This is a genomic window from Pseudomonas sp. PA-7-1E, assembly GCF_021605325.1.
In the GTDB taxonomy this organism is placed as follows: domain Bacteria; phylum Pseudomonadota; class Gammaproteobacteria; order Pseudomonadales; family Pseudomonadaceae; genus Aquipseudomonas; species Aquipseudomonas fluorescens_BV.
In genome coordinates this window covers 18888-35065 of the sequence record NZ_WKFA01000040.1, presented here as the reverse complement: position 1 = coordinate 35065, position 16178 = coordinate 18888, and the positions used below count along the sequence as shown (strand labels likewise).

14 protein-coding genes are annotated in these 16178 nt (G+C 61.9%); 12 read left to right on the top strand and 2 right to left on the bottom strand.

Annotated elements, in window-relative coordinates:
• Nucleotides 1-39 precede the first annotated feature (39 nt).
• Nucleotides 40-600: a carboxymuconolactone decarboxylase family protein gene (locus GIW79_RS21265; RefSeq protein ID WP_054897387.1), complete on the bottom strand. Its 561-nt coding sequence runs from the start codon at nucleotides 598-600 to the stop codon at nucleotides 40-42.
• A 103-nt stretch (nucleotides 601-703) separates the two neighbouring features.
• Here GIW79_RS21265 and GIW79_RS21260 point away from each other — a divergent pair, with 103 nt between their 5' ends.
• Nucleotides 704-1609 carry an AraC family transcriptional regulator gene (locus GIW79_RS21260; RefSeq protein ID WP_236455169.1) on the top strand — a complete coding sequence of 302 codons (906 nt, stop codon included), beginning with the start codon at nucleotides 704-706 and terminating at the stop codon, nucleotides 1607-1609.
• Here the strand turns inward: GIW79_RS21260 and GIW79_RS21255 are convergent.
• Entirely contained in the window at nucleotides 1606-2517 is a 912-nt protein-coding gene (locus GIW79_RS21255) for a LysR family transcriptional regulator (RefSeq protein ID WP_236455171.1), read from the bottom strand. The genes GIW79_RS21260 and GIW79_RS21255 overlap by 4 nt on opposite strands.
• A 116-nt stretch (nucleotides 2518-2633) precedes the next feature.
• On the opposite strand from GIW79_RS21255, the gene GIW79_RS21250 reads away from it, so the two are divergent.
• From GIW79_RS21250 to GIW79_RS21200, 11 genes are all read left to right on the top strand, one after another.
• A complete protein-coding gene (locus GIW79_RS21250; protein WP_054897384.1) occupies nucleotides 2634-3629 on the top strand; it encodes an aldo/keto reductase in 996 nt (331 codons plus the stop codon).
• 133 nt (nucleotides 3630-3762) lie between these two features.
• Nucleotides 3763-4221: an SRPBCC family protein gene (locus tag GIW79_RS21245; RefSeq protein WP_054897383.1), complete on the top strand. Its 459-nt coding sequence runs from the start codon at nucleotides 3763-3765 to the stop codon at nucleotides 4219-4221.
• A 93-nt stretch (nucleotides 4222-4314) separates the two neighbouring features.
• On the top strand, nucleotides 4315-4761 hold the full coding sequence (locus GIW79_RS21240; RefSeq protein ID WP_034127552.1) for a DUF411 domain-containing protein: 447 nt from the start codon (nucleotides 4315-4317) through the stop codon (nucleotides 4759-4761).
• 3 nt (nucleotides 4762-4764) lie between these two features.
• Nucleotides 4765-5208: a YqaA family protein gene (locus GIW79_RS21235; RefSeq protein ID WP_236455172.1), complete on the top strand. Its 444-nt coding sequence runs from the start codon at nucleotides 4765-4767 to the stop codon at nucleotides 5206-5208.
• A gap of 45 nt (nucleotides 5209-5253) precedes the next feature.
• Nucleotides 5254-6255, top strand: coding sequence for an alpha/beta fold hydrolase (locus GIW79_RS21230; RefSeq protein WP_236455173.1), 1002 nt, complete (start codon nucleotides 5254-5256; stop codon nucleotides 6253-6255).
• A 25-nt stretch (nucleotides 6256-6280) separates the two neighbouring features.
• Nucleotides 6281-7234, top strand: coding sequence for a D-2-hydroxyacid dehydrogenase family protein (locus GIW79_RS21225; RefSeq protein ID WP_181124260.1), 954 nt, complete (start codon nucleotides 6281-6283; stop codon nucleotides 7232-7234).
• 455 nt (nucleotides 7235-7689) lie between these two features.
• A complete protein-coding gene (glgA, locus tag GIW79_RS21220; RefSeq protein ID WP_073521523.1) occupies nucleotides 7690-9246 on the top strand; it encodes a glycogen synthase GlgA in 1557 nt (518 codons plus the stop codon).
• A gap of 31 nt (nucleotides 9247-9277) precedes the next feature.
• Nucleotides 9278-11023 carry a malto-oligosyltrehalose trehalohydrolase gene (gene treZ / locus GIW79_RS21215; RefSeq protein ID WP_236455174.1) on the top strand — a complete coding sequence of 582 codons (1746 nt, stop codon included), beginning with the start codon at nucleotides 9278-9280 and terminating at the stop codon, nucleotides 11021-11023.
• Nucleotides 11020-13104 carry a 4-alpha-glucanotransferase gene (malQ, locus tag GIW79_RS21210; protein ID WP_236455175.1) on the top strand — a complete coding sequence of 695 codons (2085 nt, stop codon included), beginning with the start codon at nucleotides 11020-11022 and terminating at the stop codon, nucleotides 13102-13104. Before treZ ends, malQ begins: the two co-directional genes overlap by 4 nt.
• Nucleotides 13101-15851 (top strand): malto-oligosyltrehalose synthase, encoded by a 2751-nt coding sequence (locus tag GIW79_RS21205; RefSeq protein WP_236477413.1) that lies wholly within the window; start codon nucleotides 13101-13103, stop codon nucleotides 15849-15851. Before malQ ends, GIW79_RS21205 begins: the two co-directional genes overlap by 4 nt.
• A 23-nt stretch (nucleotides 15852-15874) precedes the next feature.
• Nucleotides 15875-16144, top strand: a complete 270-nt coding sequence (locus GIW79_RS21200) for a DUF2934 domain-containing protein (RefSeq protein WP_003191595.1) — start codon at nucleotides 15875-15877, stop codon at nucleotides 16142-16144.
• Nucleotides 16145-16178: the final 34 nt, after the last annotated feature.

Below are 16178 nucleotides of genomic sequence, written 5' to 3'. Positions count from 1 at the left end.
TCATGTCTCTCCTTTTACAGCAGGTGGGCCAACGCCGAATCAGTTGGCCGGTTTTTCCCAACGGTATTGCGCCAGCTCCGGGTTCAGCGGGGTGCGGGCAAACACGTTGGCGAAGTTGCACAGGGTTGCCAGGCTGACACCCAGGATGACTTCCAGCGCGTGGCCGTCGGTGTAGCCAGCGGCGCGGAACGCCTCAAAGCCCGCGTCACTCACATCCCCACGGGTGGCGATCACTTCACGGGTAAACGCGGCAAGTGTCTCATAGCGCGCGTCAGGCAACTCACCCCGGCGGCGCAAGGCCTCGATCACCTCCTCGGGCAACTTGGCTTTGTTGCGGGCAACCGCCGTGTGGCCGGCGACGCAGAAATCACAACCGTGGGTAGTAGCAGCAATCAGTTGCACCACTTCACGGTCGGCCAGGCTCAGCTCGGCCTTGGCATTCAAGCCGGAGACGGTGATGTAGGTTTCCAGCGCAGCCGGTGCGTTGGCCAGTACGCCCAGTAGGTTAGGGATAAAACCCGAGCCTTTCAGCGCGTTTTCCAGAAAGGGCTTGGCGGCTTCCGGTGCGGTTTCAGGCGTGAGCAACGGTACACGGGACATGAAGTGGACTCCTGTTGGGTTTGAATGCCCCAGTCTGTTGGTTCTAAAAAAAGCGCTCAATAGGCTAAAGTAGCGATTACTTGCTCTTGAGTCTTTCCATTAGATGAATTCGTCCGATGTACTTGTCGATTGGTTATTAGATAGCCTCGAACTCAACACCAGCCTGTTTCACGTCGGCCGTTATTGTGGTGACTGGCACGCGAGCACCCATGGCCTGGCGCAGGCGAGCTTCCACTTGATTGTGCAAGGCGAATGCTGGCTGCATATCGACGGTGATCCAACGCCCCAACACCTGAACAATGGTGACGCGGTGTTCCTGCTGCGTGACTTTGCCTTCAGGCTTTCCGGCCAAGCCACGGCGGCCGGCGCCCAGCAGTGCCCACGCCGCTCGATGCTGCCTCTCGATAGCACGGCCACGGACGGCGTAGGACTAGTCTGCGGTTTCTTTCACTTCCAATCCGGATTGTCGACGCTGATCGTCGACACCCTGCCCAGTTGGATCATCCTGCGCGCCGGCGACCCGTCGCTGATGGCTGCACGCAACCTGTTCGAATTGATCCTGCAAGAATGCGCACGCACCCCAGCGCCCTCTTCCGCGCTGCTTGAGCGCCTGTGCCACCTGCTGTTTCTGTATGTGCTGCGCCAGCAAGTGCTCGACAACACCGAGCTTGGCGGCCTTGCGGCGCTGGGCCGGGCACCGGCGTTCGCACATTTGCTGGAGCAATTGATCGCCCGCCCCGCCGAGCCCTGGAGCCTGGAAAGCATGCCGGCCTGTACCGGGTTGTCGCGCTCGGCGTTTTTCAAGCGCTTCAGCGAACTGTGTGGGCAGTCGCCCGGGCAAGTGCTGCTGATGATCCGCATGCGCCACGCCTGTGGGTTGCTCAAGGCGGACCAGACGGTGGCCGAGGTTTCGCTGGCGGCCGGGTATCAATCGGTGGCGGCGTTTACCCGAGCCTTCCATAAAGTCACCGGGCAACAGCCTGGCGCCTATCGCAGGGCGCAAGCCTAGCCTTGCAAGCCGGTGCCGGGCCGACCGCACAACTGCACCAGCCAATCGACGAACACCCTCACCCGCTGCGACAACTGCCGATGAGGCGGGTACAACGCAGTCAGCGCCATCTTCGGCACTGCCACATCTGGGAGCACCTGCACCAGCGTGCCCTCGGCCAGTTGGCGCAGGGCGTGATAACGAGGTGCCTGGATCAGCCCGTAGCCGGCTTCGCACGCAGCGAAGTAACCGGCAGAGCTGTTCACGGCAACCACTTTCGGCAGGTTGATCGGATGCAACTCGCTGCCCAGCAGAAATTCCAGGCCAAAACGTTTACCGCTGGCGCTGGACACGTACTCGACCATTTGGTGACCCGCCAACTGCTCCAGGCAAGTGGGCGTGCCCATGCGTTCAAGGTACGCGGGGCTGGCCAGGGTCAGTTGTTCCATCATCGCCAAGGGGCGTGCAACCAGCGATTCATCCAGGGCCTGACCACCGCGCAACACGCAATCGACGCCTTCGCGAATCAGATCCACTGGCCGGTCATTGAGGCCGATCTCCAACTCGATCTGTGGGTACAACGCGGTAAACGTTGGCAAAGCCGGAATGACAATCAAGCTCCCAATGCCTGAGGGCATATCGATGCTCAATGTGCCCCGGGGATTCTGGCGCCGCGTGGAGAACACCGCCTCGGTTTCCTCAAGATCGGTCAGCAACTGCACGCAACGTTGGTAGTACGCCGCGCCATCCAGGGTCGGGCTGACGTGGCGCGTGGTGCGCTGCAGCAGTTGCACGCCGAGATGGGCCTCCAGTTGCTTGATCAGGATCGTCACGGAGGCGCGTGGCAATTGCAGGCTGTCGGCGGCCTTGGCAAACCCGCCCAATTCAACAATCCGAGTGAACACGCGCATGGCGTTAAAACGATCCAAGAGAATGCTCCCGTGGGAAATTGTTTAGATATTACGAACAGTGATAGCACTTTTAGCGGGTTTATCTGCATTTTTTCAAGGGTAACAATGGGCCCCTCATCACAAGGAGCTTCCCTATGCACACTCGACAACTCGGTAAAAACGGCCCGCATGTGTCTGCCATCGGCCTTGGCTGCATGGGCATGACCGATTTCTACACGCCCGGCACCGATACCACCGAAGCCACCGCAACCTTGCACCGCGCCCTGGAGTTGGGCGTCAACTTTCTCGATACCGCGGACATGTACGGCCCGCACACCAATGAGCAACTGATCGGCAAGGCTATTGCCGGCAAGCGCGACCAGGTCTTCCTGGCCAGTAAATTCGGGATTGTGCGCGACCCTGCCAACCCCGTAGTGCGCGGGGTGAATGGCCGGCCCGAGTATATCCGCAACGCCATCGACGGCACCTTGCAACGCCTGGGGGTGGATACGCTGGACCTGTACTACCAGCACCGTATCGACCCCGACGTGGCCATCGAAGAAACGGTCGGCGCCATGGCCGACCTGGTGAAACAGGGCAAAGTGCGCTATCTGGGCCTGAGCGAGGCGTCCGCCGCTACTCTGGAACGGGCGCATAAGGTCCATCCCATCAGCGCCCTGCAAAGTGAATATTCGCTGTGGAGCCGCGACCAGCAAGACAATGGTTGCCTCGCCGCCTGCCAGCGCCTGGGCATCGCGTTTGTGCCGTACAGCCCGTTGGGCCGAGGTTTTCTCACCGGCGCCTTGAAGAGCCCGGATGATTTCGGCGCCGATGATTACCGACGCTTCAGCCCGCGCTTTCAGGGGGAGAACTTTGCGAAAAACCTGCTGCTGGTAGAACAGGTCAAGAGCCTGGCGGCAGACAAAGGTGTCACGGCCGGGCAACTGGCGCTGGCCTGGGTATTGGCCCAAGGCGATTACATCATCCCGATTCCCGGCACCAAGCGGCGCACCTATCTGCAAGAGAATGTGGAGGCGCTGTCGATTTCTCTCAGCGCTGACGAACTGGCTGCGCTGGATGCGATCTTCCCTGCCGATGCAACCGCAGGCCTGCGTTACCCCAAAGAAGTGCTGGCCATGCTGGATATCTAGCGTTTGCTGGAAACCCTTGTGGGGGCCGTTCTCAGCGGGATTGATCAACGGTCTGCCGACTCTCGTGCAAAGCATGGGAGTCAGACTATTCTCACAACTCCTAGTGTAAAAACCGCCACACAGGAGGTGTGTCATGCACGCGACTGAGCATTCGGTCCGCTTGGAGCAGATCAGTCAGGAACGCTTCATCCAGGCGCCGATCGAGGCGGTTTATGACTATGTGACCCAGCCCGACCGCTGGCACGAGTGGCACCCCACCTCCCTCAGCGCCGACACCGGCACCACCGGCTCATTACCGGTCGGCACGCGTTTTACCGAAATCATCGACCTGCTGGGCATACGCGTCCCCATGAGTTACCGCGTACAAATCGCCCGCCGCCCCAGCGAGTTCAAGACCGTGTTCACCTCCCTGGCGGTTGACGGTTGCATCCATTACTGCTTGCGCGCTCATCAGGGCGGCACCCTGTTCAAACGGGTGCTGACTTACGAGACTGAACTGCAACTGGCGTCTTTGCATGAGCGCATGGTCGCGTTGTCGGCGATTGCGTTGGACCGGCTCAAGCAGCGGCTGGACAATCCGGGGTTCGTATAATTTAGAAACATTACCACGACATCACATTGCAAACATGCCTGCAAAAGCAGGGAGAATGCCCGGCTTATTGCCGCGCCTTCAGTGAGACCCACGATGAAAACCCCATTGCGACTGGCCCTGCTCAGTGCCCTGTTTACCACCACCCTGGCCCAGGCCGCCGAACTGATCCCCATCGATGTACACCGCGACGCCAACTGCGGCTGCTGCAAGAAGTGGATCAGCCACTTGGAGAGCAACGGTTTCAAGGTCAACGACCACGTTGAAGCCGACATGAGCGCGGTGAAACAACGCTTGGGCGTGGCGCCACGCCTTGGCTCCTGCCACACCGCGGTGATCGACGGCAAGTTCGTCGAAGGCCACGTACCCGCCGAGCAGGTCCTGGCTCTGCGCAAGCGCAACGACCTGCTGGGCCTTGCCGCACCGGGCATGCCATTGGGCTCGCCAGGCATGGAAGTAGACGGACGCAGCGAGGCGTATCAAATCATTGGCCTGACCCGCGACGGCGAAGACGTGGTGGTAGCGGACTACCCGGCTCACTGACCGGTGTTGATGGGGTACCTGGGGCTGTTCGGCGCGGCATTTGGCGCCGCGACGTTATTGCCCCTGCAGTCGGAAGCTGTGCTGGTCGGCCTGCTGCTCAGCGGGCATTACAACCTTTGGCTGCTGCTGGGCATCGCCACCCTGGGTAATGTGCTGGGCTCGCTGGTCAATTGGCTGCTGGGGCGCTCGGTCGAGCGCTTCAAAGAGCGACGCTGGTTCCCGGTGAGCGCCAAACAGCTGGACAAGGCTCGCAGCCATTACGCACGCTGGGGGCACTGGACGTTGTTGCTCAGTTGGGTGCCGATCATTGGTGATCCGCTGACGTTGGTGGCTGGCGTGATGCGTGAGCCGTTGTGGCGTTTTCTACTGCTGGTAACCCTGGCGAAAAGCCTGCGCTATGGCGTAATCGCAGCGCTGACGTTGCAGTGGGCGTTAATCCCCCGTTAATCGCGGGCAAAGAGCATCCGGGCATCTGTCTCGGAGCCAAAACCCATGCCTTTTATCCGTACATTATGCGTAGCCGGTTTGTTTTCGGTCAGCGCGGCGCCCGTGTTAGCTGACACCTACGGCCCTGAGTTGCAGGGCTTTGCATACCCCTACCCTTTGAATCATTTTGCCTTCCAATCCCAGGGCAAATCCCTGCAAATGGGCTACATGGACGTCCCCGCCTCCGGCACTCCAAACGGCCGCAGCGTGGTGCTGATGCACGGCAAGAATTTTTGCGGCGCTACCTGGGAGGGTTCGATCAAGGCGCTCAGTGACGCCGGTTACCGCGTCATCGCCCCGGACCAGATTGGTTTTTGCACCTCCAGCAAGCCCGACCACTACCAGTACAGCTTCCAGCAACTGGCGACCAATACCCATCAACTGTTGGAAAAGCTCGGTATTCAAAAGGCCACGGTGATCGGCCATTCCACCGGCGGCATGCTCGCCACACGCTATGCGCTGATGTACCCCCAGCAAACCGAACAGTTGGGGCTGGTGAACCCCATTGGCCTGGAAGACTGGAAAGCCCTCGGCGTGCCCTACCAGAGCGTCGACCAGTGGTACCAGCGCGAGCTGAAACTGAGCGCCGACGGTGTACGCAACTACGAGCGAAACACCTATTACGTTGGGCGCTGGAAACCCGAGTACGAGCGCTGGGTAGACATGCTCGCCGGCCTGAACCAAGGCCCGGGGCATCTTCAGGTTGCCTGGAACTCGGCGCTGATTTACGACATGATCTTCACCCAACCGGTGTACTACGAGTTCAAAGACTTGCAGGTGCCCACCCTGCTGCTGATCGGCACCAGCGACACTACCGCCATCGGCAAAGATGTGGCGCCGGCGGCGGTCAAGGCCAAAATTGGTCATTACGAGGTACTGGGCAAGCAGGTGGCCAAGCTGATTCCCCGCGCCACGTTGGTGGAGTTCCCCGGCCTGGGCCATGCGCCCCAGATGGAAGAGCCGGAACAGTTTCATAAAGCCCTGTTGCACGGGTTGAACGCCCTTTAATTGCCACTTTTCGAGGCCCGCGTGCATGTCGATACAGATCGCAGTGATGGATGATTGGCAAAACGTGGCCAGCGACGTGGCAGATTGGTCGGCGCTGGACAGCGTGGGCAAGGTGCACTTTCTCCACGACTACCCCGCCGATACCGCCACCATGATCGAGCGCTTGAAAGGATTCGAGGTGATTTGCCTCATGCGCGAACGCTCAACCTTTGACAAAGCCCTGCTGCAAGGGCTGCCCCAGCTCAAATTGCTGGTGACCGGCGGCATGCGCAATGCCGCCATTGACCTTCCCGCAGCCAAGGCCCTGGGCATCCAGGTGTGCGGCACCGACAGCTATAAACACGCAGCTCCGGAGCTGACCTGGGCCTTGATCATGGCCTCTACACGCAACCTGCTCGCCGAAGCCAACTCGCTGCGCGGGGGCGGATGGCAGGTCGGCCTGGGCGGCGACCTGCACGGCAAGACATTGGGCGTCCTGGGGCTGGGCAGTATTGGCCAGAAAGTCGCAAGGTTCGCCCAGGTGTTTGGCATGCGGGTGATTGCCTGGAGTGAAAACCTCACACCGGAGCGCGCGGCTGAATCGGGGGTGACCTGGGTCAGCAAGCGCGAGCTGTTTGAGCAGGCGGATATTCTGACCATCCACCTGGTGCTCAGCGAGCGCAGCCGTGGTCTGGTGGATGCGCAAGCGTTGGGCTGGATGAAGCCCACAGCGCGCCTGGTAAATACCGCACGCGGGCCGATTGTGGATGAGCAGGCAATGCTGCAAGCATTGCGCAGCGGACGCCTGGCCGGGGCGGCGCTGGATGTGTTTGCCGAGGAACCGCTGCCGGCTGACCACCCGTTTCGCCGCTTGCCCAATGTGCTCGCAACGCCACACGTGGGGTATGTGAGCGAGCAGAATTACCGGCAGTTCTATCAGCAGATGATCGAAGATATCCAAGCCTGGGCCAAGGGTGTGCCCATTCGCGGGCTCGCCTGACGCACCATTAAAGTGCACCCCCCCCTGTGGCGAGGGAGCTTGCTCCCGCTGGAGTGCGCAGCGCTCCCAAAATTTTGGGGCCGCTACGCGTCCCAGCGGGAGCAAGCTCCCTCGCCACAGGGGCATATCGATAAAAGTTTTTTGTCCTACAAAATCTGCATGAAAACCCAGCAGGCGCTGGGATCTGTCCTAGACTCATGACCGATGGGTCCGTTCCAAAACAAAAACCCCGCAAAAAATCTAAACTTTCGAAACCTGCCGCTGGTCAAGTTTTAGGTAAGGGCGAGCACGCGCGCTTCAGGCCGAATGCCCGCTCATCCAATCTTTTTAAGCCGACGTTGCAACTGGCATACGCCTTGCCAGCTTGTATAGCGCTTGTGTGCCTGGCCGCAGGATGCGGTCACTCGGAGCCGATGGCAGCGGGCCATTAGCCAACCAACAGATGGGAGTGCATTATGATCAGTGCCGCAGTAGATACTCAGGGAGAGCGTTTTAGTCAGCCGGCAGGAGGGCCAAAGTCTTTGGCCGACCTGCCCAACACTGTGCGGCCGGTCGTGAGTCAGAATCCGAATCGAAAGAAAGTCTTGTTTGTCACTTCCGAGTTCGCGGACCTGGTGAAAACCGGCGGCCTGGGCGACGTCTCCGCGGCCCTGCCCCGCGCCATGGCGCACCTGCATGATGTGCGGGTGCTGATTCCGGGTTACCCGCAAGTGATGGAAAGCGATAACCCGATTCATATCGTCGGTGAACTGGGTGGCCATGCCGCGTTGCCACCGTGCAAGATCGGGCGTATGGACCTCAAGGACGGCCTGGTCATCTATGTGCTGATCTGCCCCGAACTGTATGAGCGCGAAGGCACGCCCTACGGCGCCAACAACGGCCGCGACTGGCCGGACAACCATATTCGCTTCGCCCGCCTGGGCTTGGCTGCCGCGGACATTGCCGCCAACCTTGCACAAATCCACTGGTGCCCAGACCTGGTGCACGCCCACGACTGGCCTGCGGGCCTGGCCCCCGCGTATATGCACTGGCGTGGGTCACGTACGCCAACTCTGTTCACCATTCATAACCTGGCCTACCAGGGCGTGGTCAGCCTGGCCTCGACGCCTGAGTTGGGCATTCCGCCCCACGCCCTGCAACAGGAAGGCATGGAGTTCTACGGCAAGATGTCGTTTCTCAAGGCGGGCATGGCGTATTCCAGCCATATCACCACCGTGAGCGCCACTTACGCCCAGGAGATCACCACCCCGGAATTCGGTTGTGGCCTGGATGGCTTCCTCGCCAGCAAGACCCAGCAAGGCCTGCTCAGCGGCATTCCCAACGGCATCGACGAAAGCTGGGAAACCTCCACCGACACGCACCTCACCCACAACTTCAATATCGGCGATTGGGAAGGCAAAGCCATCAACGCCGCCCACGTGCGCGAGCTGTTTGAGCTGCAGCCATCCAGTGGTCCGCTGTTTGCTGTGGTCTCGCGCCTGGTCTACCAGAAAGGCCTGGACCTCACCGAAGCTGTCGCCGGTTTCATCGTCGAAAACGGCGGCCAGATTGCGATCATCGGCCGTGGCGAGCCGGAAGAAGAGCAGGCCATGCGCGAATTGGCACTGCGCTTCCCGGGCCAGGTGGGCGTACGCATTGGCTTCAACGAGACCGATGCGCGCCGCATGTTCGCCGGCAGCGATTTCCTGCTGATGCCGTCACGCTATGAGCCCTGCGGGCTGAGCCAGATGTACGCGCAACGCTTCGGCTCGTTGCCGGTGGCGCGTAACACCGGCGGGCTGGCGGACACCATTGAGGATGGCGTCACCGGGTTCCTGTTCAATGAATCCACGGTGCAAAGCTACGAAGAGGCGCTGCGCCGCGCCTTCAAGGTGTTCGCCTTCCCCGGTCTGCTCAATGCCATGCGCAGCCGTGCCATGACCCAGCCGTTCAACTGGTGCCAGGCCGTGGAACCCTACGCCGAACTCTACGAACAACTGGTGGCCAAGGCCCTGGGGAAATCGAACAAGTAGCGACTGGAACAACTAAGGGAGGTCTTCATAGATGCCGTCAAGGACTCTGGAAACCTGGCCCCACGGCGCAATCATGCTGGACGCGCACCGCACGCGCTTTGCGTTATGGGCGCCAGACGCATTTTATGTCAGCGTTGAATTGGAACAGGGTAAAACCATCGTCATGCTGCCCCAGGCCGGTGGTTGGTTTGAAGTCGAAATCGCGTGCCCTGCCGGCACGCTTTACCGTTTTAACATCGATGGCGAAAACACGGTGCCCGACCCCGCCTCCAGGGCCCAGGCGCTGGACGTGCATGGGTGGAGCCGAGTAGTCGACCCCCTCGCCTATGAATGGCGCCACAGCCAATGGCAGGGTCGCCCGTGGCACACGGCGGTGATCTACGAGCTCCACGTCGGCGCCATGGGCGGCTACGCTGCTGTCGAGAAACACCTGCCCCGCCTGGCCGAACTAGGCGTCACCGCGATTGAATTGATGCCTTTGGCGCAATTTCCCGGCGAACGCAATTGGGGCTATGACGGCGTGCTGCCCTATGCGCCCCACGCCACCTACGGCACTCCCGAGCAACTCAAGCAGCTGATCGACAGTGCCCACGGCCACGGTTTGGCCGTGATCCTCGATGTGGTCTACAACCACTTCGGCCCCGACGGCAATTACCTGGGCCAGTATGCCCAGGGGTTCTTCCAGGAGGACGTGCACACACCCTGGGGCGCCGGCATTGATTTCGAGCGCCGTGAAGTGCGGGATTTCTTCCTCGATAACGCCTTGATGTGGCTGCTCGAATACCGCTTCGACGGCCTGCGCCTGGATGCCGTGCACGCTATCGACAACCCTGGGTTTCTGCAGGAACTGGCACAAAGGGTACGCCAGCAGGTAGACGGCGGGCGCCACGTGTGGCTGATGCTGGAAAACGAACTGAACCAGGCCAGCCTGTTGCAGCACGATTTCGACGCCCAATGGAATGACGACTTTCATAACGTGCTGCACGTGCTGCTCACCGGTGAAACCGACGCCTACTACAGCGACTTTGCCGAGCAGCCTACCGCCAAGCTGGCGCGCTGCCTGGCCGAGGGGTTCATCTACCAGGGCGAGACGACACGCCATGGCCAAGCTCGCGGCGAACCCAGTGCGGATCTGCCCCCCAGCGCCTTCGTCGCGTTCCTGCAGAATCACGACCAGGTCGGCAACCGCGCCCTCGGCGAACGCCTGCACCAGCTGTGTTCGCCCCAGGCACTGAGCGCCGCGACCACCCTACTGTTGCTGTGCCCCATGATCCCGATGTTGTTCATGGGCGACGAGGTGAATGCCGCCGAGCCGTTCCTGTTTTTCACCGACCATCATGGCGAACTGGCCGAGGCGGTGCGTGAGGGGCGGCGCAATGAATTTGCCGACTTCGCGGCGTTTCACGACCCCGAGCAACGCCAGCGCATCCCCGACCCCAACGCGCTGCAAACCTTTTTACAGTCGGTGCCCTCTTTCGTCGAGAACGACCACACCCAGCTCTACCGCCACCTGCTGAGCCTGCGTCACGTGCACGTGGTGCCGCACTTGCCCGGCACCGTCGCCCTGGGCGCGCAGGTGCTGGCTGACCATGCCGTCACCGCGCGCTGGCGCCTGGGCAACGGCCGTGTGCTGCAGATCGACCTGAACCTGAGTGAACAGCCCCTGGATCATCCGGCACCCCACCCGATTATTTTCCAAACGCCTGCCCCGCAAGGTGCGCACTTACCGCCCTTGAGCGCACGCGTTTGCTTATCCCCTGTTGGAGACATTCTTTGAGCGAAGCGAACCTGGAAATTCTCGCCAGCCGCGCGGGCCTGGCCGTCGATTGGATCGATGCCAACTGTCGCCCGCAACATGTAAAGCCTGATGCCCTGCGCGCCGTCCTCAAAGGGCTGGGGCACCCGGCCGACAGCGATGCCGAAATCGACGCGAGCCTGCTGCAACTTGAGCAGGCGCAGCAGGACCGGCACCTGCCGCCCTTGATGACCACCGACAGCGGTGCGGGCCTGGACCTGGCACGCTACTTCGCCCCGGACACCCCGTGTCGCGTCAGCCTGGAAGGCGGCGAAACCCTGGAGCTGCGCCTGGATGGCGAGGCCGTATTGCCCGGCGTGATTGCCCTTGGCTACCACCAGGTGCATATCGACGGGCAAACCTTCACCCTGGCCGTCGCGCCCAGCCACTGCTACAGCGTGGCCGACGCGGTGGACAGCCAACCCGCTCGCGCCTGGGGCCTGAGCGCCCAACTCTATGCCTTGCGCCGCCTGGGCGATGGCGGTTTTGGCGACACCCTGGCCCTGGAGCACCTGGTGCGTTCCGCCGCCGAGCGCGGCGCCGACGCCGTGGCAATCAGCCCGATGCACGCGATGTTCAGCGCCGACACTGAGCGTTTCAGCCCCTATTCACCCTCCAGCCGCCTGTTTCTCAACAGCCTGTATGCTTCGCCGGCGTGCATCCTCGGTGAACGTGAGGTGCGCAACGCCATCGAAGCTGCCGGGTTGGCTGAGGAGTTGCATGCCCTGGAACAGCTCACGCTGATCGACTGGCCGGCCGCCGCCAAAGCCAAGCAACGCCTGCTGCGCACACTGTATGAAGACTTCCGCCACGGCGCGCATCCCCAGCATGCCGACTTTCAAAGCTTCCGCCAGGCCGGCGGCGAAGCCCTGGAAAACCACTGCCGCTTCGAAGCCATACAGGCCCAGCGTGCGGCCGCGGGTGAGGACCTGGACTGGCGCCAATGGCCCGAAGCCTGGCGTACGCCACAGAGCCCGGCCCTGGCGCAGTTCGCTGAGGACAACCGCGACGAAATCGGCTATTTCGCCTTCACCCAATGGCTGATTGCCCGCAGCCTTGAGCGCGCACAACAGGCCGCCCGTGGCAGCGGCATGGGCATCGGCCTGATCGCCGACCTGGCGGTGGGCGCCGACGGCGGCGGCAGCCAGGCCTGGAGTCGGCAGGATGAACTGCTGGCCGACCTCACTGTGGGCGCGCCACCGGACATTCTCAACCGCGCAGGGCAAGGCTGGGGCATCTCTGCCTTTTCCCCTGAGGGCCTCAAGCGCAATGGCTATCGCGCCTTTATCGAAATGCTGCGGGCCAACTTCGCCCATGCCGGCGGCTTGCGCATCGACCATGTGATGGGCCTGCAACGCCTGTGGGTGATCCCTCTGGGCGCGTCCCCCCGTGAAGGTGCCTACTTGTATTACCCGGTGGACGACCTGCTGCGTTTGCTCGCCCTGGAATCGCACCGCCACCAGGCCATCGTCCTCGGTGAAGACCTGGGCACCGTGCCCGAAGGCCTGCGCGAAAAGCTCAGCGCCCGTTCGATCCTGGGCATGCGTGTGCTGCTGTTCGAACAGAACCATGACGGCCAGTTCAAGCCCATCCTCGATTGGCCCGACAACGCCTTGGCCACCACCAGTACCCACGACTTGCCGACCCTCAATGGCTGGTGGCACAGCCGCGATATCGAATGGAATATCCAGCTGGGCCTGATCGATGCGCCCACCGTAGACCAATGGAGCGAACACCGCCTGCGCGAACGCCAGGCACTGCGCCAAGCCTTGAGTCAGGACCCGCAGAACTTCATCGACGAGATCCGCAACGACACCGACCATATGGTCGACGCCAGCGTGCGCTACCTGGGCCATACCCGTGCGCCACTGGTGTTGTTGCCCTTGGAAGATGCATTGGGCATCGAGGAGCAAGCCAACCTGCCGGGCACCCTCGACACCCACCCCAATTGGCGCCGACGCTTGCCCGGCGAAGCCGCCAGCCTGCTCGACAATGACAGCGCCGCGCGTCGCCTCGAACTGCTGGCCGTGGCGCGCAACCAAGCCTATGAGCGTGACCGATGAACGCACTGCCCCTGCGCGCCACCCAGCGCCTGCAATTTCATAAAGATTTTACCCTTGATGACGCGGTGCCACTGGTGCCGTACTTTGCCCAACTGGGCATCAGCCACCTGTATGCTTCACCACTGTTAAGCGCCCGCGCCGGCTCCATGCACGGCTACGATGTGGTCGACCCGACCCGCGTCAACCCGGAACTGGGGGGCGAAGCGGCGTTGCGTCGCCTGGTCGCCGCGCTGCGTGAGCACGACATGGGTTTGATCCTCGATATCGTCTCCAACCATATGGCCGTGGGCGGCGCGGATAACCCTTGGTGGCTGGACCTGCTGGAATGGGGCCGCCTGAGCCCCTATAGCGAGTTCTTCGACATCCAGTGGCACTCCCCCGACCCGCTGCTCAAGGGCCAGTTGCTGATGCCCTTCCTCGGCAGCGATTACGGCGAAGCCTTGCAGAACGGCACGCTGGCGCTCAAGTTCGATGCCGCCCAGGGGAGTTTCTACGTCGAGCATTACGAACACCGTTTTCCGATTTGCCCCAGGGACTACGGCTTGATTCTGGGTAGCGACGAGTTACTCAAATCGCTGGCCGAACGTTTCGCCGCCCTCGCCTATCAGCACGACGCCTACGCCGAGGCCACCGAGCTCAAACAAGCCCTGGCCGAACGCGCCAGCGAGCTGCTACCCGCTATTGAACAACGCCTGACCGCATTCGACAGTCGCCAGCCCGAGGGTTTCGAGCGCCTGCATCACCTGCTCGAACAACAGACCTATCGCCTGGCCAGTTGGCGCACAGCCGCAGACGACATCAACTGGCGGCGTTTTTTCGACGTCAATGAGCTCGGCGGCCTGCGGGTCGAACGCGCGGCGGTGTTCGAAGCCACCCATGGCAAGATTTTCGAGCTGATCAGCGCGGGGCTGGTCGACGGGCTGCGCATCGACCATATCGATGGCCTGGCCGACCCGCGTGGCTATTGCCGCAAATTGCGCCGCCGCGTAGACGCGCTGTCACCCCAACGCCACTTGCCCATCTTTGTTGAAAAGATCCTTGGCGAAGGTGAAACCCTGCGTGAAGACTGGCAGGTGGATGGCACCACCGGCTACGAGTTCATGAACCAGTTGTCATTGCTGCAACACCATCCCGAAGGTTTTGCACCGCTGGCCGAGATGTGGACGCGTCACAGCGAGCGGCCCTCAGCCTTCGGCGAAGAAGCGCGGCTGGCGCGCCAGCAGATCCTCAATGGTTCGTTGGGCGGCGACTTCGAAAGCGTAGCCCAGGCGCTGCTGCAAGTGGCCCGCGATGACGTGATGACCCGCGATCTGACCCTGGGTGCCATCCGCCGGGCCTTGCAGGAACTGATCGTGCATTTCCCGGTGTACCGCACCTATATCAGCGCCAAGGGCCGCAGTGCGGCCGACGACAAGGTGTTCCAGCACGCCATGGAGGGTGCACGCAGTACCCTCAACGAAGGCGACTGGCCGGTGCTCGACCACCTGGAGCAATGGTTGGGTGGCCAGCCCTGGCGCAATCGCCCGGTAGGCCGCGCGCGCAAGATGCTCAAGCATGCCTGCGTGCGCTTCCAGCAACTGACCTCGCCCGCCGCCGCCAAGGCTGTGGAAGACACCGCGTTCTACCGTTCGGCGGTGTTGTTGTCGCGCAACGATGTGGGCTTCAGCACCGAGCAATTCAGTGCGCCGTTGGCAGATTTCCATGCGGCCAATCAACAGCGCCTGAAGACCTTTCCCGGCAACCTGCTGGCCACCGCCACCCACGACCACAAACGCGGCGAAGACACCCGTGCGCGCCTGGCGGTGCTCAGCGAGTGCGCACCCTGGTATGCCGAACAGGTCGAGCATTGGCGCCGCCTGGCCGAGCCCCTGCGCGAGAGCGCAGACAGCCCTTCGGCGGGCGATGAGTTGATTCTCTATCAGGTGCTGCTGGGCAGTTGGCCGCTGGAGCCCAACCCCGATCTGGCGGCGTACCAGCAACGCCTGTGGCAGTGGCAGCAAAAAGCCCTGCGCGAGGCCAAGTTGCAGAGCAGTTGGAGCGCGCCCAACGAAGCTTACGAACAGGCGGTGGAAGCGTTCCTCAAGCGCCTGCTGCTCAGTGAGGCCGGTGCGCCGCTGCGCAGTGCGTTGGACAGTGCTGCGCAGGCCATCGCCCCCGCCGGCGCCCTGAATGGGCTGGCGCAAACCTTGCTTCATCTGACCGTGCCGGGTGTGCCGGATATTTACCAGGGCGATGAGTTCTGGGACTTCAGCCTGGTCGACCCGGACAACCGGCGCCCGGTGGACTTCGCTGCGCGGCAACGTGCATTGCAGGCACCACCGGACATCGGCGAACTGTTGTTCAACTGGCGCGACGGGCGTATCAAACAGGCAGTGATCGCCCAGGTACTGGGCCTGCGTAAAGCCTGCCCCGAGCTGCTGCGCCATGGCAGCTATACGCCTTTGGAAGCGGTGGGCCAGTACGCTGAGCGCGTGGTTGCGTTCTACCGTGAACATCAAGGCAAGCAGTTACTGGTGGTGGTGCCGCGTTGGTCTTATCCGTTGCTTGAAAACGGGATGTTTCCCCAGATCAATGCGCAGGTTTGGAGCGATACGCGGGTGAAATTACCGTTCGCCGCCCCTGCACAGAACTGGAAGGGACTTTTTCAAACGGGCGTAGTCACACCCAACAAGGAGCTGTTGATCAGCGCTGCCCTGGGGGATCTCCCGGTCAATGTCTTTATCAATCCTGATAATCAAGAAAGCTGAAAATTTTCTGTGAGGAGTTTGTGATGAGTAAAGAAGACAAACGCATTCGCGAACTGGCGCATCAGATCTGGGAGTCTGAAGGCAAGCCCGATGGCGCCCACGATCGCCACTGGGAGATGGCGCGCAAGCTGGCGGAAGCCGAAGCGCTGACGCCGAGCAAGCCTAAACCGGCCGCCAAGCCGAAAACCGCGCCCAAGGCTGCGGCAAAGCCCAAACCTGCTGCGCCTGCCGCCGCCAAACCTGCGGCGAAGAAACCCGCCGCCCCGAAGAAGCCCAAACCGCCCGCCCCATGATTTCTCGGGCCTGCAGCACGCATTGCGCGCTGCA

What these genes read in the sequence shown, in the direction of transcription:
- GIW79_RS21265 (WP_054897387.1), bottom strand. Translation starts at nt 600, where the DNA reads ATGTCCCGTGTACCGTTGCTCACGCCTGAAACCGCACCGGAAGCCGCC.
- GIW79_RS21260 (WP_236455169.1), top strand. Translation starts at nt 704, where the DNA reads ATGAATTCGTCCGATGTACTTGTCGATTGGTTATTAGATAGCCTCGAA.
- GIW79_RS21250 (WP_054897384.1), top strand. Translation starts at nt 2,634, where the DNA reads ATGCACACTCGACAACTCGGTAAAAACGGCCCGCATGTGTCTGCCATC.
- GIW79_RS21245 (WP_054897383.1), top strand. Translation starts at nt 3,763, where the DNA reads ATGCACGCGACTGAGCATTCGGTCCGCTTGGAGCAGATCAGTCAGGAA.
- GIW79_RS21240 (WP_034127552.1), top strand. Translation starts at nt 4,315, where the DNA reads ATGAAAACCCCATTGCGACTGGCCCTGCTCAGTGCCCTGTTTACCACC.
- GIW79_RS21230 (WP_236455173.1), top strand. Translation starts at nt 5,254, where the DNA reads ATGCCTTTTATCCGTACATTATGCGTAGCCGGTTTGTTTTCGGTCAGC.
- GIW79_RS21225 (WP_181124260.1), top strand. Translation starts at nt 6,281, where the DNA reads ATGTCGATACAGATCGCAGTGATGGATGATTGGCAAAACGTGGCCAGC.
- glgA (WP_073521523.1), top strand. Translation starts at nt 7,690, where the DNA reads ATGATCAGTGCCGCAGTAGATACTCAGGGAGAGCGTTTTAGTCAGCCG.
- treZ (WP_236455174.1), top strand. Translation starts at nt 9,278, where the DNA reads ATGCCGTCAAGGACTCTGGAAACCTGGCCCCACGGCGCAATCATGCTG.
- GIW79_RS21205 (WP_236477413.1), top strand. Translation starts at nt 13,101, where the DNA reads ATGAACGCACTGCCCCTGCGCGCCACCCAGCGCCTGCAATTTCATAAA.
- GIW79_RS21200 (WP_003191595.1), top strand. Translation starts at nt 15,875, where the DNA reads ATGAGTAAAGAAGACAAACGCATTCGCGAACTGGCGCATCAGATCTGG.